This is a genomic window from Phenylobacterium sp. CCH9-H3, assembly GCF_001557235.1.
Taxonomy (GTDB): Bacteria; Pseudomonadota; Alphaproteobacteria; order Caulobacterales; family Caulobacteraceae; genus Phenylobacterium.
Window position 1 is genome coordinate 1 of the sequence record NZ_LSJI01000232.1, and the last position, 20,656, is coordinate 20,656.

A 20,656-nucleotide genomic window follows, 5' to 3' on the forward strand; every position below is an offset into this window, starting at 1 on the left:
CGGCGCCGCGGGCCATCTCCAGGGCGTGGCCCAGTAGGCCGAAGCCGGTGACGTCGGTGACGGCGTGGACGCCGGGGAGGTCGGGCAGCTCGCGGCCGAGGACGTTGAGCTGGGTGGTGCTGGCGATCATGGCCGCGTAGCCGGCGGCGTCCAGGCGTTCCTGCTTGAAGGCGGCGCTGAGCACGCCGACGCCCAGGGCCTTGGTGAGGATGAGGACGTCGCCGGGGCGGCCGCCGCGGTTGGTGAGGACGCGGTCGGGGTGGACGAGGCCCAGGGCCACCAGGCCGTAGATGGGCTCGACGCTGTCGATGGAATGGCCGCCGGCCACGGGGATGCCGGCCGCCGCGCAGACCGAGGCGCCGCCGGCCAGGATCTTCCCGATCGTGTCAGGGCTGAGCTTGCCTACCGGCATGCCGACGATGGCGAGGGCCAGGATCGGGCTCGCCCCCATGGCGTAGACGTCGGAGAGGGCGTTGGTTGCGGCGATGCGGCCGAAGTCGAAGGGATCGTCCACCACCGGCATGAAGAAGTCGGTGGTCGCCACCAGGGCCTGGTGGTCGTTGAGCCGCCAGACGGCCGCATCGTCCGAGGTCTCGGTCCCCACCATGAGGTCGGGGAAGGCGGCCGCGGCGGGCATGCGTGAGATGATGTCCTGCAGCACCGCCGGCGCCAGCTTGCAGCCGCAGCCGCCGCCGTGGGCGAGGGACGTCAGTCGCGGGGCGTCGGGCATGGGGTCTTCCTTGGGGCGAAGCGCGCTATAGCACCGCGATGAGCCTCGAGGTCACGCAGGATGTTTCGCCGGCCGCCCTGGCGCGGTTCGACATGGTGATCGACGTGCGCAGCCCGGGCGAGTTCGCCGAGGACCACGTGCCGGGGGCGGTGAACCTGCCGGTGCTGTCGGACGCCGAGAGGGCGCAGGTGGGCACGGTCTATGTGCAGCAGTCGCGGTTCACGGCCCGGCGGCTGGGGGCGGCGCACGTGGCGCGCAACGTGGCCCACCACCTGGAGACGGCGCTGGCCGACCGGCCGGGCGGGTTCCGGCCGCTGGTCTACTGCTGGCGGGGCGGGATGCGGTCGAACGCCATGGCCACGATCCTGTCGCAGGTGGGCTGGCGCACCACGGTGCTGGCCGGCGGCTACCGGACCTATCGCCGGGAGGTGGTGGCGCGGCTGTACGACGGGGACCTGGGGCTGAACTTCGTGTTGCTGGACGGGCAGACGGGGGCGGGGAAGACCGAGATGCTGGGGCGGCTGGCGGCGCGGGGCGTGCAGACCCTGGACCTGGAGGGGCTGGCCGCGCACCGGGGCTCGCTGTTCGGGGCCATCGCGGGCCGGGACCAGCCCAGCCAGAAGCTGTTCGAGAGCCGGCTGCTGGGCGCGCTGGACGCCCTGGACCCGGCGCGGCCGGTGGTGGCGGAGGCGGAGTCCAGCAAGATCGGCGAGCGGATGATCCCGCCGGCGCTGTGGACGCGGCTGGCCCAGGCGCCGCGCATCGAACTGAGCGCGGATCGGACGGACCGGGCGCGCTACCTGGTGGCCGCCTATGGGGACCTGATCGCCGACCGGGCGGCGATGGAGGCGGCGTTCGCGCGCCTGCCCATCCGGCCCAGCGCCGAGCGGCTGGCGGCCTGGCGAGGGATGATCGCGGCCGGGGCGTTCGCCGAGCTGGCCGAGGCGATCATGAGGCTGCACTACGACCCGGCCTACGACCGCGCGCGCCGCAAGCACGACCGGCCGCTGCTGGCCGCGCTGGACGTGGTCCCGACCGACCCGGCGAGCCAGGACGCGGCGGCGGACGAGATTACCCGGCTCGCCGGCGCTTGACGCCCGCCCGCCGCGGCGCGACTCTGAAGTGAACAACGATCACAGGGAGTAGGGCCAATGGCTGACGGTTCGGTCGCGGGCGTCACATCGCTCAAGGGCAAGGTCAGCGCCGAGGAGTGGCAGGCCCGGGTGGACCTGGCCGCGCTTTACCGCCTGGTGGCGATGCACGGGTGGGACGATCTGATCTACACCCACATCTCGGCCCGGATCCCGGGGCCGGAACACCATTTCCTGATCAATCCGTACGGCATGTTGTTCGAGGAGATCACCGCCTCGTCGCTGGTGAAGATCGACCTGGACGGCAACATGCTCCAGGAGACGCCGTACTTCATCAATCCGGCGGGCTTCACGATCCACTCGGCGATCCACGGGGCGCGCGAGGACGCCAAGTTCGTGATGCACCTGCATTCGGACCAGGGGGTGGCGGTGGCGGCGCAGAAGGACGGCCTGCTGCCGATCTCGCAGCACGCCCTGATCGTGCTGCCCCGGCTAGCCTATCACGACTACGAGGGCATCGCCCTGAACCACGACGAGCGCGAGCGGCTGGTGGCCGATATCGGCGATAAGGACCTGATGCTGCTGAGGAATCACGGGACGCTGTCGGTGGGCAAGACCGCCGGCGACTGCTGGATCGGCATGTACTATCTGGAGCGGGCCTGCCAAATGCAGATCATGGCCCTGTCGGCCGGCCGGGAGAACATCCTGATCGCGCCCGAGGCGTCCCAGGCCGAGGTGAAGTCGCAGGTGTCGCGCGGAATCGGCGGCGGCCTGCCGTGGCCGGGCTGCCTGCGCAAGCTGGATCGCGAATTGCCCGGATACGACGCCTAGTTTCCCAACTTCGCCTCGACCTTGTGCAACCGGGCGCTCCAGCGGGGCGCCCGTTTTGCTGCGGGGCCCAAGTTTCAGCGTCGCAATGGTCAGCCATCCTGCTGTCACTCGACGGCGTATATGGAGCCAGCCTAAGAGCGCTTCGAACTCACAAGCATCAACCGCCCGCGCGCGGCGGCCAGGGACCCGCAGTTTGATCCGACGCCATTTCTTCCTCGTCGCGGCTCTCGTCGTCCTGGCCGTCATGGTCGTCGTCGGCGGCTACAAGGTGCTGACCAAGGAGTCGGGCGGCCCCGGCGGCGGCCCTGGCATGGCCCAGGGCGGGGCGCCGCAGGGCAAGGGCGGCGGCGGGCGCGGCGGCGCGTTCGGCGGACCGACGCTGGTCTCGGTGGCGACCGTGCAGCCGCGGGTCTTCGAGGAGACCATCGAGGTGCTGGGCGTGGCCAAGGGACGCCAGTCCGTGACCCTGACCGCCGCGGCCACCCAACTGGTCGAGCGGGTGCGCTTCTCGGACGGCCAGCGGGTGCCGCGGGGCGCGGTGCTGGTCGAGCTCAAGGACACGGAGCAGAACGCGGGCGTGGCCCAGGCCGAGGCGCGGCAGGTGGAGGCCAAGCGGGCCTACGACCGCTACCGCTCGCTGGGCGAGCAGGGCTGGGCCTCCAAGGCGCAGGTGGACCAGTACGAGGCGGCGTGGCGCTCGGCCCAGGCCGACGTGGCGGCGGCCAAGGCGCGGCAGGGCGACCGGATGATCCGCGCGCCGTTCGCCGGCGTGGTCGGCCTTTCCGACGTGGCCCCGGGCGCGCTGGTGAACCCGGGCGCCCCGATCGTGACGCTCGACGACGTCTCGGTGATCCGGGTCGATTTCCAGGTGCCCGAGCGCTACCTGGGCCAGCTGCGCGAGGGACAGTCGCTGCTGGCGACGGCGGACGCCTATCCGGGCGAGACCATCACCGGCCGGATCGCGCAACTGGACACCCGCGTCGATGAACGCACCCGCGCCATCACCGCCCGGGCCGAGTTCCCCAACGCGTCGGGCCGGCTGAAGCCCGGCATGCTGATCCGCGTGGGCGTCTCGCGCGGCCAGCGGACCAATCCCAGCGCGCCCGAGGCGGCCATCTCGGTCCAGGGCGACGCGGCCTTCGTCTATGTCCTGCGCTCGCGCGGGCAGGGGACGATGGTGGAGCAGCGGCCCATCGTGACCGGCCTGCGCCAGCACGGCTTCGTGGAGATCACCGACGGCGCCAAGCCCGGCGAGCGGATCGTCGCGGACGGCCTCAACAAGATCCAGCCCGGCCAGCCGGTGCGTATCGCCGGCGCCGCGCCCGCTCCGGCAGGCGCGCGGCCCGCCAGCCCGCGGCCCGCGGCATGATGCTGTCCGACATCTCGGTCCGTCGCCCGGTGTTCGCCGCCGTGGCGGCGATCATCCTGTGCGTGGTGGGCCTGGCCTCGTTCAGCGCCCTGACGGTGCGCGAACTGCCCAGCGTGGACCCGCCGGTGGTGGGCATCTCCACCACCTACCGCGGCGCCTCGGCCGAAGTCATCGAAGAGCGGATCACCGAGCTGATCGAGCGGCAGGTGGCCGGCATCGAGGGCATCGACCGCGTCCAGTCGACGTCGCGCGACGGGGCCTCGCGGATCAACATCTCGTTCAAGCTGGACCGCGACCTGGACGCGGCGGCGAACGACGTGCGGGACGCCGTCAGCCGGGTGACCGCCCAGCTGCCGGAGCAGGCGGACCCGCCGCAGATCCAGAAGGCGAACGCCGACTCCTCGCCGATCATGTTCCTGAACTTCACGTCGCAGACGATGAACCGGCTGCAGCTGTCGGACTACGCCCAGCGCTACCTGGTGGAGCGGCTGTCGACGGTGCCGGGCGTGGCGACGGTGGGTGTCGGCGGCGCCCAGTACTATTCCATGCGCATCTGGCTGAACCCCGAGGCCATGGCCTCGCGCGGGATCACCGTGGAGGACGTGGAGAGCGCGCTCTCCAGCCAGAACGCCGAATTGCCGGCCGGCTCGCTGGAGGCTCCGGCCAAGGACTTCACCATCCGCGTGGCGCGCGGCTATGCGACGCCGGAGCAGTTCGCCCGGATGCCGATCGCGCCCACCCGGAGCGCCAGCACCGCCCAGGCGTCGGCGGCGCTCGGCGGGAACGCCGCCGGGGCGGGTGCGGCCCAGGGGACGACACGGGACATCACCCCGGCCACCAATACCCAGGCCTACATCACGCGCCTGGGCGACATCGCCCGCGTGGAGGAAGGCCCCGACGAGCGGCGGCGCCTGTTCCGCTCCAACGGCCGGGACATGGTCGGCATCGCCATCACGCGGCAGAGCCAGGCCAACGACCTGGAAATCTCGGACGGCGTGCGCGCGGCGATCGACGAGATCAACCAGACTCTGCCCAAGGGCACGCGCCTGGGCGTCTCGGTGGACTACACCGAGTTCACCCGGCACGCGATCGAGGAGGTCTGGATCACCATGGCCATCTCGCTGGGATGCGTGGCGCTGGTGAACTTCCTGTTCCTGGGCACCTGGCGGGCGGCGCTGATCCCGTCGGTGGTGGCGCCGATCTGCATCCTGTCGACGTTCATCGTCCTGGCCCCGCTGGGCTTCTCGATCAATCTTCTGACCCTGCTGGCCCTGGTGCTCGCCATCGGCCTGGTGGTGGACGACGCCATCGTGGTGGTCGAGAACATCCAGCGGCGCATCGACGAGGGCGAGCCGCCGATCGTGGCCGCCCAGCGCGGCGCGCGGCAGGTGTTCTTCGCGGTCGTGGCCACGACCATCGTGCTGATCTCGGTGTTCGCACCGCTGATGTTCCTGCCTGGCTTCATCGGCCGCCTGTTCGTGGAGCTGGCGGTCTCGGTGGCGGCCGCGGTCGGCTTCTCGGCGCTGCTGGCCCTGTCGCTGTCGCCGATGCTGGCGTCCAAGCTGCTGCGCCCCGCGCAGGGCGAGGGCTGGGTCGCGCGGCGGGTGGATACGGCCATGAACCGGCTCAAGGCGTCGTACCATGCCTCGCTGGAGAGCATGCTGGGGCGCCGCGCGGTCTCCATCGGGGCCTCGGGCCTGGTGGTGATCCTGGCCGTCGCGGCCTTCGGCGTCTTCAGCGTCCTGCCTCGCGAGCTGACCCCGGAAGAGGACCGCCGCCGGGCCCAGGTCTCCTTCTCGGGCCCCGAAGGCGCGGGCTTCGACTACACCCTCGCCGCCAGCCGGCAGGTCGAGCAGATTCTGATGAAGTACCTGAACGACGGCACGCTGGAGCGCTACGTGTTCGCGATGCCGCGGTTCGGCAACAACTCGTTCAACTCCGGCGGCGGCAACACCATCCTGTCGGACAAGACCGAGGTGACGGCGCCCGAGCTGGCGGCGCGGCTGAACCAGGAGCTGGCGTCGGTGACGGCGGTGCGCGCCATCGTCTCGCCCGAAGGCGGGCTGCAGCGCGGCGGACCGGGCGGCGGCGGCGGGGGCGGCACCAGCATGCAGCTGATCGCCACCGGCACCGACTATCCCGAGATCGCCCGCTGGATCCAGCCGATCCTGGCCGCGGCGAACGACAACCCCGGCCTGGCGCGGCCCCGGCTGGACTACGAGCCCACCAGCCCCCGGGTCATCGTCAACATCGACCGGGAAAAGGCGGCCGCCCTGGGCGTGCCCGCCCAGACCATCGGCCGGGCCCTGGAGACGCAGTTCGGCTCGCGGCGGGTGACGACCTACATCAAGAATGGCCAGGAGTACGATGTGCTCCTGCAGACCGACCGCGAGAACCGCCAGACCGAGCAGGACCTGGCCAAGCTCTACGTCCGCACGGCGTCAGGCGAGTCGGTGCCGCTGAGCTCGGTGGTGACCACCGAAGTGCGCGGCGACACGCCGGACCGCCCGCGGGTGGACCGCCTGCGCTCGATCAGCCTGTCGGTCCAGCTCAACCCCGGCTACTCGATGGGCGAGGCGATCCAGTTCTTCCGTGACGAGGCGGCCAAGCAGCCCGGCGCGGTGACGGTGAAGTGGGGCGGCGGGGCGCGCGATTACCTGGAAGCGTCGGGCTCGGTGGGCCTGGCCTTCGCCATGGCGCTGCTCCTGGTCTTCCTGGTGCTCGCGGCCCAGTTCGAGAGCTGGATCCACCCGGCGGTGATCATGCTGACCGTGCCGGTGGCGGCGGTGGGCGGGCTGTTCGGCCTGCTGCTGGTGGATTCCTCGATCAACACCTACAGCCAGATCGGGCTGATCATCCTGATCGGGATCGCGGCCAAGAACGGCATCCTGATCGTCGAGTTCGCCAACCAGCTGCGCGACGAGGGGCTGTCGATCCGCGAGGCCGTGATCGAGAGCGCATCCCTGCGCCTGCGGCCCATCATCATGACCTCGATCTCGGCGGCGGCGGGCGCGATCCCGCTGATCGTCTGGGGCGGGGCCGGCGGCGAGGCGCGCAAGACCATCGGGGTGACCATCTTCTTCGGGGCGATCTTCGCCACCATGGTCACGCTGTTCATCGTGCCGGTGTTCTACAACCTGCTGGCCCGGTTCACGAAGTCGCCCATGGCCACGGCCCGGCGGATCGAGGCGTTCGAGGAGGCCGAGAAGGCCCGCGTCGCCAACGCCGCGGAATAGGATCGTCGACGGCGCCGGTCGGCGCCAGGGATCCTGTGCAAAAGGGGGGGTGTCAGGTCCCTGGGCCCGGCCGGCGACGGGGGGCGTCACCCTTCGGAGTGGGGTGTCGAGTGACAGATGCTCTCTTCATCGACGCCCACACCATGGAGGCGTGGGCGCTGCGCGTCAAGGTTGTCTATGCGCGAAATCTTGCGCCCGCGGGGCGAGTGGCTACTGCGCCTTGTGGCCGGTCTCGACCATCAGGAAGGCGATCAGGTCCGTACGGTCCTTGGCGTCCTTCAGGCCCGCGAACGACATCTTGGTGCCCGGCAGGTAGGTCTGCGGCTTGGCCAGCCACTGGTCGAGATGATTGGCGTCCCATACCCAACCGGCGTTCTTGAGCGCGTCGGAATATTTGAAGTCGGGGTTGCTGGCGGAGGTCTTGCCGAACACGCCGTGCAGGTTGGGGCCGGTCATGTTGGCGCCGCCGGGGGCGATGGTGTGGCACGATTGGCAGAGGGCGAACTTCGACTTGCCGTTGGCGAGGTCCGCCGTGTTGTAGGGCGCGGGGTAGGACGCGAGGATCGCCTGCTTTTCGGCGTCGCTGAGCTTGGGCGCCTCAGGCGCGGCGGCGGGCGTGTCGGCCGATGTGCCGGCCGGGTCCTCCTGGGGCTTGCCGCAGGCCGCGACGAGGGTGGCGAGCGTGGCGGCGGCGAGGATCGGTCCCAGGCGCATGGAAATCTCCGGCTGAAAAATCGCCGGCAAGCTAGCGCGGCCTTGGCCAGACGCAAGCTGATGCGCCGGGATTTCGCGTCCTTTCGATCTGGCCATGGGCGCGGACGCGGGGGCTGGCGCGAGGCGCCCCGGTGGAGTGCGCGCCGTAGGCGCAGTTCATTCACCGCCAAGACGCCAAGACGCCAAGACGCCAAGTTCGCCAAGAGGCCGGAGTGACGGAACCGCCTTGGCGACCTTGGCGTCTTGGCGGCGATCTTCCGGCGCTGACGCGCACTTGTGGCTGAAGATGCGGGCGGCCCTAGCGGCGCTTGCGGCGTTCGCGGTTCACCGCTTCGTCCAGGGCCTGAAGGAAGCGGGAGCGGTCGGCGGGGCCGAAGGGGCGGGGGCCGCCGGTGATCTCTCCGGTGGAGCGGATGTGCTCCATGATCGATCGCTGGGCGAGGGCCGAGCCGATGGAATCGGCGGTGAACGCCCGCCCGTTCGGCGCGATGGCCGCCGCCCCCGCCTTCAGCACGCGGTCGGCGAGGGGAATGTCGTTGGTGACCACGATGTCGCCCGGCTGAGCCTCGCCGGCGATCCAGTCGTCGGCCACGTCCGGGCCCGCGTCGACGATCCGACGCTCGATCAAGGTGGACTGCGGGATCTGGATGAAGCTGTTCGAGACGACCCAGGTCTTCAGCCCGTAGCGGGCGGCGACCTTGTAGGTCTCGTCCTTCACCGGACAGGCGTCTGCGTCGATGAAGATGCGCATGGCCCGCGCTTACATGAGTTTCCGGCCGGGCTCACGCGCCTTTGATCCCCGAAAGGCGGACATCGCGCCGCTCCCGCGCTTATATGTTGGGAGATGGGGAGGATCGGAAGACAGGTGACCCCATGGAAGACTACTGGCTGAGAGCGCTGGACGACGCCAGGCAGGCCGAGGAGCGGGCCAAGGCCCTGCGCGCCCGCTTCGGCGACGCCGCCGAGGCCCGCTGCCGGGCCGAACTGCAGAGCTTCGCCGACCGCGACCCTCGCCGCCGCCGCGTGGCCGACGTGTTCCGGGCGCTGCGCTGGACGTGATCGCAGGCTCTTGGCGCCGGGCCCGCGAGCCAGCATAACCGGCCCGCCCTGTGCGGGCCGGATTAGCTCAGCTGGTAGAGCAGCGGTTTTGTAAACCGAAGGTCGCGGGTTCGAGTCCTGCATCCGGCACCATTCTCTCGCGTGTCCGTTCGCGCCTCCTCGCCCCCCGAGCGAAGCGAAGAGAGGGGAGAGGAGGCGTCCTCATGTCTAGGGCGAGTACTCGCGAATCACTTCGGCCCACCCCTTGCATCGCGCCTTTCGCAAGTCGGGGGCGCGTGCCGAGACGGGACGCAACGCCACCGGCGGCTCGGTGCGCCTGGGGGGGTGGCCGGGCCCAACGTCTGTTGGACGTTGGCTGCAGGCGGTCCGGCACAGCGGCGCGTAGGGTCACATTGCCCTGGCCGGACCGTCTGCGGCGTTCATCGGTTCAGGACATCGCGGCGACGGCGGCGCTGCTGGGCCAGGTAGGCGGCGATGACGCCCGTGGCCACGAGGCCGATCAGCAGGGTCGAGACGGCGTTGATCTTGGGATCCACCCCGAGCCGCACCTGGCTGTAGAGGCGCATGGGCAGGGTGGTGGCGCCGGGCCCCGACGTGAAGCTGGCGATGACCAGGTCGTCCAGCGACAGGGTGAAGGCCAGCATCCAGGCGGCCGCGACGGCCGGGGCGATGCCGGGCAGGGTGACCAGGGCGAAGGCCTTCCACGGCGGACAGCCCAGGCCCTGAGCGGCTTCCTCGAGACTGCGGTCAAAGGTGGCGAGGCGCGCCTGCACCACCACGGTGGCGTAGGCGAGGGTCAGGGTGGCGTGGCTGAGGGTCACGGTCCAGAAGCCCCGCGGCAGGCCGAGGGACACGAACAGCAGCAGCAGCGACAGGCCCAGGATCACCTCGGGCATGACCAGGGTGGCGTAGATGCCGCCGGCCAGGGCGGTGCGCCCGCCGAACCGGCCCCGCGTGAGGGCGAGGGCCGCGGCGACGCCGACGACGGTGGCCAGGGTGGCGGAGATCACGCCGACGCGCAGGGTGACCCAGACCGCGTCCAACATCTGGGCGTCCTGGAAGAGGGCCGCGTACCAGCGGGTGGAGAAGCCGCCCCAGACGGTCACGAGCCGGCTGGCGTTGAAGGAATAGACCACCAGGATGACGATGGGCGCGTAGAGAAAGACGAGGCCCAGGACCACCGCGGCGACGTTGAAGGCGGAGGGGCCGCGTTTCATCCGCGCAGCACCTTGGCCTGCTGGCGCTCGAACAAGAGGATCGGGGCCACCAGCGTGGCCAACAGGACGATGGCCACGGCCGAGGCCGCCGGCCAGTCGCGGTTGGCGAAGAACTCGGTCCAGATCACCCGGCCCAGCATCAGGGTCTCGGACCCGCCCAGGAGGTCGGGGATCACGAACTCGCCGGCCATGGGGATGAAGCAGAGCAGGGCTCCGGCCGCGGCGCCGGGAATCGAGAGTGGGAAGGTGACGCGCCAGAAGGCCGACAGCGGCGTGGCGCCCAGATCCTGGGCCGCCTCGATCAGGCTCTCGTCCTGCTTCTCCAGCACGGCGTAGAGCGGCAGGACCATGAACGGCAGGTAGGCGTAGACGAGGCCGAGGAGGACGGCGGTCTCGGTGTTGAGGATGTCCACGGGCGGCAGACCGAGGGCGCCTAGGGCGGCGTTGAGCAGGCCGGCGGGTTTCAGGATGGCGATCCAGGCGTAGATGCGGATCAGGAAGCTGGTCCAGAACGGCAGGATCACCGCCATGACCAACGCCTGGCGCACGGCCGGCGGACAGCGGCTGATCCCATAGGCGATGGGATAGCCGATGAGCAGCAACAGGCCCGTGCCGGTGGCGGCGATGCGCAGGCTGGAGAGATAGGCGTCGAGATAGAGGCGGTCGCGGGTGAGCCGGGCGTAGGTCTCGCCGTCGAGGGCGGCCAGGAAGGCCTGCACGCCCGCCAGGCCCTGGCTCCAGTCGATGCGCGGGGCGTAGGGGGGCATGGCCAGGGCCGTGTCGGACAGCGACAGCTTGGCCACCAGCAGGAACGGAAAGGCGAAGAACAGCGCCAGCCACAGGAAGGGCAGGATGGCCGCCAGGCCGGAACGGTCGCGCCTCATCGGGTGAGGACCACGGCGCTGGAGGGGGCGAAGGTGAGCCAGGCCGCATCGCCATAGCCCAGGGGCCGCTCGACCGTGCGGGTGGTGTTGGCGCGGGCGACGCGGACCAGGCGGCCGGGCGCGATCTCCACCAGATAGGTGGTCCAGTCTCCGAGATAGCCATAGTCGTGGACGCGGCCGGACAGAACGTTGGGGCCGGGGGGCGGTGGCTCGGTGTGGACGGCGACCTTTTCCGGGCGAACCCCGATCCAGGCGGTTTCGCCGACCGGGCCGGCGCCATCGGCCTCGAAGGTCCCATCGTCGCCCAGCAGACGCACGCGCCCGGCCTCGGACGCAGCAACGCGCCCCTCGAAGAGGTTCACGTCGCCGATGAAGCCGGCGACGTAGCGGTCGGCGGGGGCCTCATAGACTTCGCCGGGGCGGCCCACCTGGACGATCTCGCCCTCGCGCATGACGGCGATCCGGTCGGCCACCACCATGGCCTCGTCCTGGTCGTGGGTGACGATCATGAAGGTCATGCCCAGGCTCTGCTGCAGGGTCATGAGTTCGAACTGGGTCTCGTCGCGCAGCTTCTTGTCGAGGGCGGCCATGGGCTCGTCCAGCAACAGGATGCGGGGGCGGGGGGCGATGGCCCGGGCCAGGGCCACCCGCTGGCGCTGGCCGCCGGAGAGCTGGTCGGGGCGGCGGCCGCCCAGGCCCTCCAGCTTCACGAGGGCCAGCATTTCCTCGACCCGCTCGGCGATCTCGCGCCGGGGCAGGCCCTGGCGCCTGAGCCCGAAGGCGATGTTCCGGGCGACGCTGAGGTGCGGGAAGAGGGCGTAGGCCTGGAACATCATGTGGACCGGCCGGCGGTGCGGCGGGTCGGCGGCGATGTCGCGGCCCTCCAGCAGGATCCGGCCGGCGTCGGGCGTCTCGAACCCGGCCAGCATCCGCATCAGGGTGGTCTTGCCGCAGCCGGAGGGGCCCAGCAGGGCGAAGAACTCCCGCTCGTAGATCGAGACGTCGACGCCGCGCACGGCGGTCGCGCCGCCGAACGCCTTGGAGACACCCTCGAAGCGCACCAGCGGGCGCGCCGCGGGGTCTTCCCACGGCGCGAAGGTGTCGCGGACGCCGCCGATCTGCGGCCGGGCGGGTGGGGGCCGCTCGCTCAACGCCCGGTCAGCACCCGGGTCCACTGGCGGTTCACCTCGCGCAGCAGTTCCTGGTCCTTGGTGGTGGTGACGAAGAGGCGCTGGGAGACCTCAGGCGTCGGATAGACGTTGGGGTCGTTACGGATCGCCTCGTCCACCAGCGGCGTCGCGGCGGCGTTGGCGTTGGCGTACTGGGTGTAGTTCGACGCCTTGGCGATGATCTCGGGCCGCAGCATGAAGGCGATGAACTTGTGCGCGGCGGCGGGGTTCGGCGCGTCCTTGGGGATGGTGAAGACGTCGAACCAGACCTGGCTGCCCTCCTTGGGCACGGCGTAGGCGACGGTGACGCCGTTCTTGGCCTCCTCGGCCCGGGCCTTGGCCTGCAGGACGTCGCCCGAGTAGCCGATAGCCAGACAGATGTCCCCGTTGGCCAGGGCGTCGATGTATTCGGAGGAATGGAACTTCCGCACGAAGGGCCGCACCTGCATCAGCATGGCGGTGGCGGCCTCGTAGTCGGCGGGGGACTTCGAGTTCGGGTCCTTGCCCAGGTAGTGCAGGGCGACCGCGTACATGTCCTCCGAGGCGTCCAGGAAATAGACGCCGCAGTCCTTCAGCTTGGCCAGGACCAGCGGGTTGAACGCCACGTTCCAGCTGTCGATCTTCACGCCGGGCAGGCGCTTGGCCACCGCCTCGGCGTTGTAGCCGATGCCGATGGTGCCCTGCATGTAGGGGACGGCGTAGGCCGCACCGGGGTCGAAGGGCGCCAGATGGGCCATCAGGTCGGGCGACAGCTTGTCGAGGCCGGGAAGCTGGGCCTTGTCCAGCGGGCGGATCGCGCCGGCGGCGATGTAGCGGGGCAGGTTGTGGTTGGACGGGACGACGAGGTCGTAGCCCGTGCCGCCCTGCAGCACCTTGGTCTCGAGCACCTCGTTGGAATCGAAGGTGTCGTAGCTGACCTTGATCCCGGTCTCCTTGGTGAACTGGGTCAGAAGATCGGGGTCGATATAGTCGGACCAGTTGTAGATCCGCAGCGTCCCGCCGGCCGCGTCGCCCGCCTTCTCGGCCGTCTTCGGGCTGCAGGCCGCCACCGCCAGCGCCGCGGCGAGCGCCAAGCCCTTCAGAACTGCGTGCATTCCAACCCTCCCCAGATCGGGCGCGACTATAGGGCGCGCGGCGCCGGAGTTAAGCCCCGCGGCGCGTTTACGGCCCCCGCGAGGCCGATGTTCCGCGCAGGCGCCCAGCGAGCGAGCGGACCCGTCCAGGCCGAATCCGTCGATCATCGCGACGACCGCCTGGAGCCGCGCGCATGCCCGCCTGGAACTTCGTCGCCCCCGTGCTGATGCTGGTGGCGTCCAACGTGTTCATGACCTTCGCCTGGTACGGCCACCTGAAGGTGGAACACCGGCCGCTCTGGATCATCGTGATGGTGAGCTGGGGGATCGCCTTCTTCGAGTACTGGCTGGCGGTGCCGGCCAACCGGATCGGGCGGCACGTCTACGATCCGGCCGAGCTCAAGGCGATGCAGGAGGTGATCACGCTCGCGGTCTTCGCGGTGTTCTCGGTGGCCTACCTGGGGGAACGGTTCACCCTGAACCACGGCGTGGGGTTCGCCTTCATCGCCCTGGGCGCCTTCTTCGTCTTCAAGGGGCCGCTCTGAAAGACGGCGCCGGGCGGACCCGGCGCCGCAGAAGGGGTTATTTGCCGGCCGGGGAAGCGCCCCCGGGAACCATGGCGACGACCTCGTTGGTCTTGGAGATGAACTTCACCCCCTTGACGCGGCCGTCCTTGTAGCGGTCCCAGCCGCTCTTGACCTCGACCGGCGTCGGGCCGGCGGCGCCGGGGGCGGCGGGCTTCTGGGCGACCACGTCGATCTCGTAGATCCCGTCGGGCGGCGTAGCCGCATAGATCCGGGGCAGGAAGCCCACCTGGGTCCAGCCGCCGCCGTCGGTGCTGGCCTTGGCCTCCAGGTTCAGGCCGCCGCCGGCATCGGGTGTCACGCTGGCCGACTGGATGGAGAGCACCTGTTCCTGGCCCGCATAGAACGGAGCCTGCCGGGCCAGCGACTTCTTCGGAGCCTCGGCCTGAGCTTCGGCCGCAGGTGTTTCCGTCGTCTTCTCGCTGCAGGCCGCCAGCAGCAGACAGGCCGCCACGGCCGCGAACGGGATCGCGTTTCTCAGCATTTCCAACCTCCCAATCCGGGCGGTTCGCTCTTCTGGCGACTCAGGGTCCGCCGTTCCGCCCCGTCGGTGGAGTTTGCGCGTATGCTCCCGCTTGGCGAGCAATTCTTGCAACGCCGGCTTTGGCGAACCACGTGGGCGGCCTATAAGCCCCGGTTCCCTGGCAAGCGCACGTCCCAGAAGGCCCATGTCCCGCATCCTCATCACCTCGGCCCTGCCGTACATCAACGGGATCAAGCACCTCGGCACCCTGGCGGGCTCGATGCTGCCGGCCGACGTCTATGCGCGCTTCCAGCGGGCCCGTGGGCGCGAGACGCTCTACATCTGCGCCACCGACGAGCACGGCACGCCGACGGAACTGGCGGCGGCGGAAGCCGGCCTCGATCCCGCGACCTTCTGCGCCCAGGCGCACGACGTGCAGCACGACCTGGGCCGCCGGTTCGGCCTGTCGTGGGACCATTTCGGACGCTCGTCCTCGCCGCAGAACCACCGCCTGACGCAGAGGTTCGCCCAGCAGCTGTGGGAGGCCGGCTTCATCGAGGAGCGGGTCACCCAGCAGGTCTATTCGCACACCGACAAGCGGTTCCTGCCCGACCGCTACGTCATCGGCACCTGCCCGCACTGCGGGTACGAGGCCGCGCGCGGCGACCAGTGCGAGAACTGCACCCGGGTGCTGGACCCGGCGGACCTGCTGCACCCGCGCTCAGCGGTGTCGGGCTCGACCGACATCGAGATCCGCGGGTCCAAGCACCTGTTCCTGCGCCAGAGCCAGTTCTCGGACAAGCTGCGGTCCTGGATCGAGAGCAAGCGCGGGACGTGGCCGCTGCTGGTGACCTCCATCGCGCTGAAGTGGCTGGACGAGGGGCTGCAGGACCGTGGCATCACCCGCGACCTGGAATGGGGCGTGCCGGTGAACGCCGGCGAGTGGGGCGCCAATCCCGAGGGCCAGCTCCCGGACATCGAGGGCCTGGCCGGCAAGGTGTTCTACGTCTGGTACGACGCGCCGATCGAATACATCGGGGCCACCGCCGAGTGGGCCGACGCCCGCGCCGCGGAGGCGGGGACCGGCCCGGCGCCGGACTCCGCCTGGCAACGCTGGTGGAAAGGGCCCGAGGCGGCCGACGTCACCTACGTCCAGTTCATGGGCAAGGACAACGTGCCGTTCCACACGGTGGGCTTTCCCTGCACCCTCATGGGCGTGAACGCGCGCGAGAACGCGCCGTGGAAGCTGGTGGACGAGCTGAAGGGCTTCAACTGGCTGGACTATTACGGCGGCAAGTTCTCCACCTCGCAGAAGCGCGGCGTGTTCATGGACCATGCGCTGGAGCTGCTGCCGCCGGACTACTGGCGCTGGTGGATCATGGCCAATGCGCCGGAGACCTCGGACGCCACCTTCGGCTGGGAACAGTTCCAGGCGCAAGTGAACGCCGACCTGGCCGACGTGCTGGGCAACTTCGTGAACCGCATCTGCAAGTTCACCGAGAGCCGCTTCGACGGGATCGTGCCCGAGGGCGGGGCGCCGGGCGCCCTGGACGAGAAGCTGGAAGCCGACGTCCTGGCCAAGCTGCGCGAGTACACCGGCTTCATGGAGGACCGCGAGTACCGCAAGTCGGCCACGGCGCTGCGCCAGCTCTGGGTGCTGGGCAACCAGTACCTGACCGAGGCGGCGCCCTGGACGGCCATCAAGACCGACCGCGAGCGCGCGGCGGTAGCGGTGCGCTACGGCCTGAACCTGGCGGCGCTGTTCGCCAAGGTCTCGGAGCCGTTCATCCCCTTCGCCTGCGAGAAGATCGGCGAGGCCCTGGGCGAGCCGTTCCCCGCGACCTGGCCGTCGCTGGACGGGCAGGGGGTGCTGTCGGCCCTGGAGCCCGGCCGGGCGATCCGCGCCCCGGAGGTGCTGTTCCGCAAGGTCGAGGACGCCCAGGTCGCCGAGTGGCGCGAGCGCTTCGGCGGTCCTGAGACGGCCGCCGCCTAAGGCCTCAGTGCGCCGGGGCCGGGACCTTGGGCTTGATGTCCAGGGCGTCGGGCATGACCTCGTTGTACTGCGCCGTGTAGCCGAGGTCGGCCACAACGTCCTGATGGCCCTGCCACATCATGTGCAGGGCGACGTACAGCACGATCGCCAGGCCGACGAAGCCGATCCAGCGGTACTTGTGCAGCAGCCGGGCGATGCCGTGCGCCGCCACGCCCATCAGGGCGATCGACAGGATGAGGCCGAAGACCAGGATGGTCGGGTGCTCGCGCGCCGCGCCGGCGACGGCCAGCACGTTGTCCAGCGACATGGAGACGTCGGCGATCAGGATCTGGATCAGGGCGTCCTTGAACGTCTTGGGCTTCACCCGCGGCTCGGTGGACGGGTCGCTGTCCATGGCCGCCTCGGCGGCCGCCTCGTCGGCCGACGCCTGGTCGCGCAGCTCGCGCCACATCTTCCAGCAGACCCAGAGCAGCAGCAGGCCGCCCGCGAACAGCAGGCCCACGATGCCGAGCAGCTGGGTGGTGATCAGGGCGAAGCCGATGCGGGTGATCACCGCGGCGACCAGGCCCCAGAAGATCGCCTTGCGTCTCTGCTCGGGGGGCAGGCCGCCGGCCGCCAGGCCCACCGCGACGGCGTTGTCGCCGGCGAGCACCAGGTCGATCATCAGGACTTGCAGGAGGGCGGACAGGGCGCCGGGGCTGAACAGCTCTTCGAACATCCGGCCTCAATGCGTCAGGCGGCGGCCGGCTGCAACAGCCGAGCCGCACAGGCGGCCGGCGCGCCTATGCGCCGACCGCCTTCCGGACCGCGTTGCTCCGGGGGCGCGGTCCAGGCTCCGGGCCCGTCAGCGGGCGACGGCGTTGTGCTGGCGACGCCGCCGCAGGGTCGCGCCGGCCGCTCCGAAGCCGAGAATCATCAGGGCCCAAGCCGAGGGTTCGGGGGCGGCGCTGCCGGGGCCGCAGACGCGCGTGCCCGGCTCGCAGGGATCGCGCGGCGGCGACGCGCCCGGAATGAAGGCCAGCGGCCCATTGCTGATCACGGGGCCGGTGTTGAGGAACAGGGTCTGGACGCCGGTGAGATCATACTTGGCGAGTCCGAATTCGGCCGCGACGTAGAGGCCGCCGTCGCCGTAGGCGAGGCCGGTCACCGCGTCGTCGGTGTAGACCGTGGCGCCGCCGGAGCCGAACGACATCGGGTCGATGGACGCCCAGCCGTGCTGGGTTCCCGTCTCGAATGCGGCGAAGACCTTGCCCGCGCCGTAGGCGAGGCCCGTGATATCGACGGTTCCGTAGTCGTGCGAGCCCAGGAGGTCGCCCGTCAGGTCGTAGTGCGCCAGGGTGCTGCCGTAGGAAACGAACAGCCCGCCGCCGGTGAACGCCACGCCCGTGACCGCGTCCGGAACCTCGAACCCGCTCTGGAGCGCGAGGTCCGCGTCGTAGGTGTCGATCCAGAAGGTGGAGCCGGACAGGCTGGATTTGCGCGCTCCGGCGTAGAGCGAGCCATTGCCGGCGGCCAGCGGGCCCCAGTCCACGAACGACAGGCCGTATTCGCTCGCGAGCAGGTTCCCGCCCAGATCGTAGGCATAGAGCGCGCCGCCGCCGATGAACCCGTCGGTGACGCCACTGACGAACACCCGCCCATCCATGTGGGCGAGCCCATCGATCGGAAAGCCCGCGCCGAAGCCTGTGGTCGGCGTCAGAGTGTCTCCGGTGAAGAAGCCGACGGTCGGCGCGTTGCCGTTGAGGCTGAAGATGCTCGCGCCGTCCACGAGTGTTCCCGCCTGCGCTGCGCCCGCAGCGATCGCCAGCGTCCCCACGGCGACCGCCGCGAGCTTGAGAGTTTTTCGAAGCATGCCTGTCCCCACGGAAGAATGGGGGGCATCAACCAGAGCCGGGCCGGCGCGGGGAGGCGCGCCGGCTTGCGAAGTGTTGCGAGTTGCTGCGACTTCGCCTGTCAGGCGGGTTTCGGCGCCCCGGGTTCCAGTCGCGGGCCTCGCGACCAGGACTCCGCGAAGGGCATGGTCAGCAGGGCCGCTCCGCCGCGGGCCATGGCCGCCGGACCGAAGTCCCGGAAGATGTGATCGCTGACGTCGGGCGATACCGACCCCTCCGGCGCCAGCGGGCTCGCCGCCGCCAGTTCCTCGAAGCGCGCGTCGTCGGCCGCGCGGTCGCCGCTGAGCTCGCCGGTCCGCTGCATGATGTTGGCGCCGGCCACCGGCGAGCCGCCGCCGACGCGCTGTATGGTGAGGGAGATGCCGTCCAGGACTTCGGCCCTGTGCCGCAGCACCGCATTGTAGATCGAGAAGATGAAGAGGCCGCTGCGGGCGTCGGCCGCCAGGGAGAAGAGCTGGGTCTGGGTCGGAAAGGTCCAGCCTTCGAACAGCATGTCCTCGACCCGGAGGCGAAAGGTCAGGAAGCCGCCGTCGCCCCGTCGGATCAGCACCTGGTCGTGCATGAACCGTCCCGGCAGCCCGATGGCCGGCCGCGTGGTGCGCCAGAATCCCTCATAGTCGCTCCCGCGGAGCGCCGTCAGCGCCTGGGCCTCCTGCAGCACCGCTTCGGGCAGCCAGCCCGCGAGTGGGCCGAAGGCGCTCGACGGGGGCTCCGCCGCGACGCCGAGCTTCGCGGCCAGGGCGTCCAGGTCGCCTTCCCAGTCGAGGAGCGTGAAGCCCGGCCGGCGCTGGGCCACGAGGTTCGTGAGGTTGGCCAGGTTCTCGCCCGACGGCGCCTGGCGGCCGCTCAGCCAGCGGCTGACCACGGACTTGTCGACCGCCAGCTCCGCGGCGAGCCGGCCGCGGCTGAGCGACAGGGCCTTGAGGGCCAACAAAAGCCGCGACGGGAATTCACCAGCCCCCAACGCACGTCTCCCCAAACCCAAGCTCGACCTTAGGTCGCAGGTTTGGGGGCCGTTGTCAGCGTCGCCGCCTTGACCGACGACAAGGCGCGCCCCGAATCCGCGCCCTTCCGCCCGAACGGCGGCGCAGGGCGCCCTCAGGCGCGCGGCCGCGAAGCCTCGTAGAGGGCGACGGCGGCGGCGGCCGAGACGTTCAGGCTCTCGAAGCCCCCAGGCATGGCGATCTTCGCCAGCTCGTCGCAGTGCTCGGCCACCAGCCGGCGCAGGCCCTCGCCTTCGGATCCCAGGACGAGGATGGTGGGCGCGCCGTCCAGCACCTCGTCCAGACCCCGCTCGGCCTCGCCGGCCAGGCCGACCGCGCGCCAGCCGGCCTTGGAAAGCTCGTCGATGGCGCGGGAGAGGTTGACCACCCGGGCCACCGGCACCTGTTCCACCGCTCCGGCGGCGGCCTTGGCCAGGGCGCCGGTGAGCTTGGGGGCGTTGCGGTCCTGCAGGATCATGCCGGCGGCGCCGAAGGCCGCCGCCGAGCGCAGGATCGCGCCGACGTTCTGCGGGTCGGTCACCTGGTCGAGGATCAGCAGCACCGCGCCGGGACGAGGCTCGAAGTCCGAAAGGTCGGCGTCCTCGAGCGGGGCAGGGCGCAGGGCGATTCCCTGATGCACGGCCCCTTGCGGGAGGTTGAGGCCGATCTGGTGGGCGTCGGCGACCTCCAGGATCGCCTGGCGACCGAACTTGCCCTCGACCTGCCGCGCCTTGTCCGCGGTGGCCATCAGGCGGAGCGGCGCGCCGCGCCGGGGATTCGCCAGCGCCGCCTCCACCGCGTGCCAGCCCCAGATCCAGTCGTCGGACACGTTCGCCGGGCGCCGGTCCGGGCGGCCCTGGCCCTGGGATTTGGGGCGGAATTTCCGACCCTTTCGGGCGTCGTTGCGTTCCGTAGGCGAGGCCACTATAAGACGCGCTCCGATTTGGGGGCCCCTCGGTGGGCTACCGCTTTTGGACTGAGAGTTGGGCGCTTTAAGCCCCTCGCGTCCTTGGGCGGAAGCCTTTTCTCCGAAGGCCCTTGAAGAGGCTCCAAGCGCGCTGGGGGAATGTCCCGAGTGGCAAAGGGGGGGGACTGTAAATCCCCTGCCGTATGGCTTCGTAGGTTCGAGTCCTACTTCCCCCACCACGCGCCGGAGCGAAATTTGAACTGAGGAGTTGCGGCGGCCCCGCAAGTGGTTTGGCGGGTATAGCACAATGGTAGTGCAGCAGCCTTCCAAGCTGAGGATGCGGGTTCGATTCCCGCTACCCGCTCCAACTCCTTGAACGACAGCAACGCAACGCCGGCAGGATCCCATGGCCAAAGAGAAGTTCGAACGCAACAAGCCGCACTGCAACATCGGCACGATCG

The 20,656-nt window shown here is 70.3% G+C and carries 19 protein-coding genes and 3 tRNA genes; 10 read left to right on the top strand and 12 right to left on the bottom strand.

What is annotated here, in order from left to right:
- The coding region (selD, locus tag AX721_RS20715; protein WP_068877879.1) for a selenide, water dikinase SelD at window positions 1–730 on the bottom strand (730 nt) is incomplete at its 3' end.
- Between the two features lie 38 nt (window positions 731–768).
- Between selD and mnmH the strand changes: the two genes are divergently transcribed.
- The 4 genes from mnmH to AX721_RS20735 all read left to right on the top strand — a co-directional run bounded on the left by mnmH (window position 769) and on the right by AX721_RS20735 (window position 7,257).
- The gene (gene mnmH / locus AX721_RS20720) at window positions 769–1,824 is read left to right on the top strand and encodes a tRNA 2-selenouridine(34) synthase MnmH (protein ID WP_068877880.1); all 1,056 of its coding nucleotides are present in this window, start codon (window positions 769–771) and stop codon (window positions 1,822–1,824) included.
- 57 nt (window positions 1,825–1,881) lie between these two features.
- Window positions 1,882–2,652, top strand: a complete 771-nt coding sequence (locus AX721_RS20725) for a class II aldolase/adducin family protein (protein WP_068877881.1) — start codon at window positions 1,882–1,884, stop codon at window positions 2,650–2,652.
- A gap of 193 nt (window positions 2,653–2,845) precedes the next feature.
- Window positions 2,846–4,021, top strand: a complete 1,176-nt coding sequence (locus AX721_RS20730) for an efflux RND transporter periplasmic adaptor subunit (protein ID WP_068877882.1) — start codon at window positions 2,846–2,848, stop codon at window positions 4,019–4,021.
- Complete coding sequence (locus tag AX721_RS20735; protein WP_068877883.1) at window positions 4,021–7,257, top strand: efflux RND transporter permease subunit; 3,237 nt, start codon at window positions 4,021–4,023, stop codon at window positions 7,255–7,257. Before AX721_RS20730 ends, AX721_RS20735 begins: the two co-directional genes overlap by 1 nt.
- 210 nt (window positions 7,258–7,467) lie before the next feature.
- Here the strand turns inward: AX721_RS20735 and AX721_RS20740 are convergent, their stop codons facing one another.
- Together AX721_RS20740 and AX721_RS20745 are read right to left on the bottom strand one after the other, a co-directional pair.
- On the bottom strand, window positions 7,468–7,971 hold the full coding sequence (locus tag AX721_RS20740) for a cytochrome c family protein (protein ID WP_068877884.1): 504 nt from the start codon (window positions 7,969–7,971) through the stop codon (window positions 7,468–7,470).
- 298 nt (window positions 7,972–8,269) lie between these two features.
- The gene (locus AX721_RS20745; protein ID WP_068877885.1) at window positions 8,270–8,722 is read right to left on the bottom strand and encodes a YaiI/YqxD family protein; all 453 of its coding nucleotides are present in this window, start codon (window positions 8,720–8,722) and stop codon (window positions 8,270–8,272) included.
- 122 nt (window positions 8,723–8,844) lie between these two features.
- On the opposite strand from AX721_RS20745, the gene AX721_RS20750 reads away from it, so the two are divergent.
- Both AX721_RS20750 and AX721_RS20755 read left to right on the top strand, forming a co-directional pair.
- Window positions 8,845–9,030 (top strand): hypothetical protein, encoded by a 186-nt coding sequence (locus AX721_RS20750; RefSeq protein ID WP_068877886.1) that lies wholly within the window; start codon window positions 8,845–8,847, stop codon window positions 9,028–9,030.
- Between the two features lie 56 nt (window positions 9,031–9,086).
- Window positions 9,087–9,162, top strand: a tRNA-Thr gene (locus tag AX721_RS20755).
- 287 nt (window positions 9,163–9,449) lie between these two features.
- Here AX721_RS20755 and AX721_RS20760 read toward each other — a convergent pair.
- Genes AX721_RS20760 through AX721_RS20775 form a run of 4 tightly spaced genes read right to left on the bottom strand, consistent with a single transcriptional unit; the run spans window position 9,450 to window position 13,394 of the window.
- A complete protein-coding gene (locus AX721_RS20760) occupies window positions 9,450–10,247 on the bottom strand; it encodes an ABC transporter permease (protein WP_068877887.1) in 798 nt (265 codons plus the stop codon).
- Window positions 10,244–11,131: an ABC transporter permease subunit gene (locus tag AX721_RS20765; protein ID WP_068877888.1), complete on the bottom strand. Its 888-nt coding sequence runs from the start codon at window positions 11,129–11,131 to the stop codon at window positions 10,244–10,246. Before AX721_RS20765 ends, AX721_RS20760 begins: the two co-directional genes overlap by 4 nt.
- On the bottom strand, window positions 11,128–12,282 hold the full coding sequence (locus AX721_RS20770) for an ABC transporter ATP-binding protein (RefSeq protein WP_156467299.1): 1,155 nt from the start codon (window positions 12,280–12,282) through the stop codon (window positions 11,128–11,130). The genes AX721_RS20765 and AX721_RS20770 overlap by 4 nt, the downstream gene beginning before the upstream one ends.
- Window positions 12,279–13,394 (bottom strand): polyamine ABC transporter substrate-binding protein, encoded by a 1,116-nt coding sequence (locus tag AX721_RS20775; RefSeq protein WP_068877889.1) that lies wholly within the window; start codon window positions 13,392–13,394, stop codon window positions 12,279–12,281. The genes AX721_RS20770 and AX721_RS20775 overlap by 4 nt, the downstream gene beginning before the upstream one ends.
- A 173-nt stretch (window positions 13,395–13,567) precedes the next feature.
- Here AX721_RS20775 and AX721_RS20780 point away from each other — a divergent pair, with 173 nt between their 5' ends.
- On the top strand, window positions 13,568–13,918 hold the full coding sequence (locus tag AX721_RS20780) for a DMT family protein (protein ID WP_068877890.1): 351 nt from the start codon (window positions 13,568–13,570) through the stop codon (window positions 13,916–13,918).
- A 37-nt stretch (window positions 13,919–13,955) separates the two neighbouring features.
- Here the strand turns inward: AX721_RS20780 and AX721_RS20785 are convergent, their stop codons facing one another.
- Window positions 13,956–14,441: a hypothetical protein gene (locus AX721_RS20785; RefSeq protein WP_068877891.1), complete on the bottom strand. Its 486-nt coding sequence runs from the start codon at window positions 14,439–14,441 to the stop codon at window positions 13,956–13,958.
- Between the two features lie 184 nt (window positions 14,442–14,625).
- Between AX721_RS20785 and metG the strand changes: the two genes are divergently transcribed.
- Window positions 14,626–16,413 (top strand): methionine--tRNA ligase, encoded by a 1,788-nt coding sequence (gene metG, locus AX721_RS20790; protein WP_068877892.1) that lies wholly within the window; start codon window positions 14,626–14,628, stop codon window positions 16,411–16,413.
- A 4-nt stretch (window positions 16,414–16,417) separates the two neighbouring features.
- On the opposite strand, the gene AX721_RS20795 is transcribed toward metG, so the two are convergent.
- The 4 genes from AX721_RS20795 to rlmB all read right to left on the bottom strand — a co-directional run bounded on the left by AX721_RS20795 (window position 16,418) and on the right by rlmB (window position 20,213).
- Window positions 16,418–17,131, bottom strand: coding sequence for a TerC family protein (locus AX721_RS20795; protein WP_068877893.1), 714 nt, complete (start codon window positions 17,129–17,131; stop codon window positions 16,418–16,420).
- 126 nt (window positions 17,132–17,257) lie between these two features.
- Entirely contained in the window at window positions 17,258–18,265 is a 1,008-nt protein-coding gene (locus AX721_RS20800) for a PEPxxWA-CTERM sorting domain-containing protein (RefSeq protein WP_082765401.1), read from the bottom strand.
- 101 nt (window positions 18,266–18,366) lie between these two features.
- Window positions 18,367–19,236 (bottom strand): helix-turn-helix transcriptional regulator, encoded by an 870-nt coding sequence (locus tag AX721_RS20805; RefSeq protein ID WP_068877895.1) that lies wholly within the window; start codon window positions 19,234–19,236, stop codon window positions 18,367–18,369.
- 167 nt (window positions 19,237–19,403) lie between these two features.
- The gene (gene rlmB / locus AX721_RS20810) at window positions 19,404–20,213 is read right to left on the bottom strand and encodes a 23S rRNA (guanosine(2251)-2'-O)-methyltransferase RlmB (protein ID WP_068877896.1); all 810 of its coding nucleotides are present in this window, start codon (window positions 20,211–20,213) and stop codon (window positions 19,404–19,406) included.
- Between the two features lie 135 nt (window positions 20,214–20,348).
- Between rlmB and AX721_RS20815 the strand changes: the two genes are divergently transcribed.
- Window positions 20,349–20,434, top strand: a tRNA-Tyr gene (locus AX721_RS20815).
- Between the two features lie 54 nt (window positions 20,435–20,488).
- A tRNA-Gly gene (locus AX721_RS20820) sits at window positions 20,489–20,562 on the top strand.
- Window positions 20,563–20,656: the final 94 nt, after the last annotated feature.

What these genes read in the sequence shown, in the direction of transcription:
- mnmH (WP_068877880.1), top strand. Translation starts at nt 769, where the DNA reads ATGAGCCTCGAGGTCACGCAGGATGTTTCGCCGGCCGCCCTGGCGCGG.
- AX721_RS20725 (WP_068877881.1), top strand. Translation starts at nt 1,882, where the DNA reads ATGGCTGACGGTTCGGTCGCGGGCGTCACATCGCTCAAGGGCAAGGTC.
- AX721_RS20735 (WP_068877883.1), top strand. Translation starts at nt 4,021, where the DNA reads ATGCTGTCCGACATCTCGGTCCGTCGCCCGGTGTTCGCCGCCGTGGCG.
- AX721_RS20740 (WP_068877884.1), bottom strand. Translation starts at nt 7,971, where the DNA reads ATGCGCCTGGGACCGATCCTCGCCGCCGCCACGCTCGCCACCCTCGTC.
- AX721_RS20745 (WP_068877885.1), bottom strand. Translation starts at nt 8,722, where the DNA reads ATGCGCATCTTCATCGACGCAGACGCCTGTCCGGTGAAGGACGAGACC.
- AX721_RS20750 (WP_068877886.1), top strand. Translation starts at nt 8,845, where the DNA reads ATGGAAGACTACTGGCTGAGAGCGCTGGACGACGCCAGGCAGGCCGAG.
- AX721_RS20760 (WP_068877887.1), bottom strand. Translation starts at nt 10,247, where the DNA reads ATGAAACGCGGCCCCTCCGCCTTCAACGTCGCCGCGGTGGTCCTGGGC.
- AX721_RS20765 (WP_068877888.1), bottom strand. Translation starts at nt 11,131, where the DNA reads ATGAGGCGCGACCGTTCCGGCCTGGCGGCCATCCTGCCCTTCCTGTGG.
- AX721_RS20775 (WP_068877889.1), bottom strand. Translation starts at nt 13,394, where the DNA reads ATGCACGCAGTTCTGAAGGGCTTGGCGCTCGCCGCGGCGCTGGCGGTG.
- AX721_RS20780 (WP_068877890.1), top strand. Translation starts at nt 13,568, where the DNA reads ATGCCCGCCTGGAACTTCGTCGCCCCCGTGCTGATGCTGGTGGCGTCC.
- AX721_RS20785 (WP_068877891.1), bottom strand. Translation starts at nt 14,441, where the DNA reads ATGCTGAGAAACGCGATCCCGTTCGCGGCCGTGGCGGCCTGTCTGCTG.
- metG (WP_068877892.1), top strand. Translation starts at nt 14,626, where the DNA reads ATGTCCCGCATCCTCATCACCTCGGCCCTGCCGTACATCAACGGGATC.
- AX721_RS20795 (WP_068877893.1), bottom strand. Translation starts at nt 17,131, where the DNA reads ATGTTCGAAGAGCTGTTCAGCCCCGGCGCCCTGTCCGCCCTCCTGCAA.
- AX721_RS20800 (WP_082765401.1), bottom strand. Translation starts at nt 18,265, where the DNA reads ATGCTTCGAAAAACTCTCAAGCTCGCGGCGGTCGCCGTGGGGACGCTG.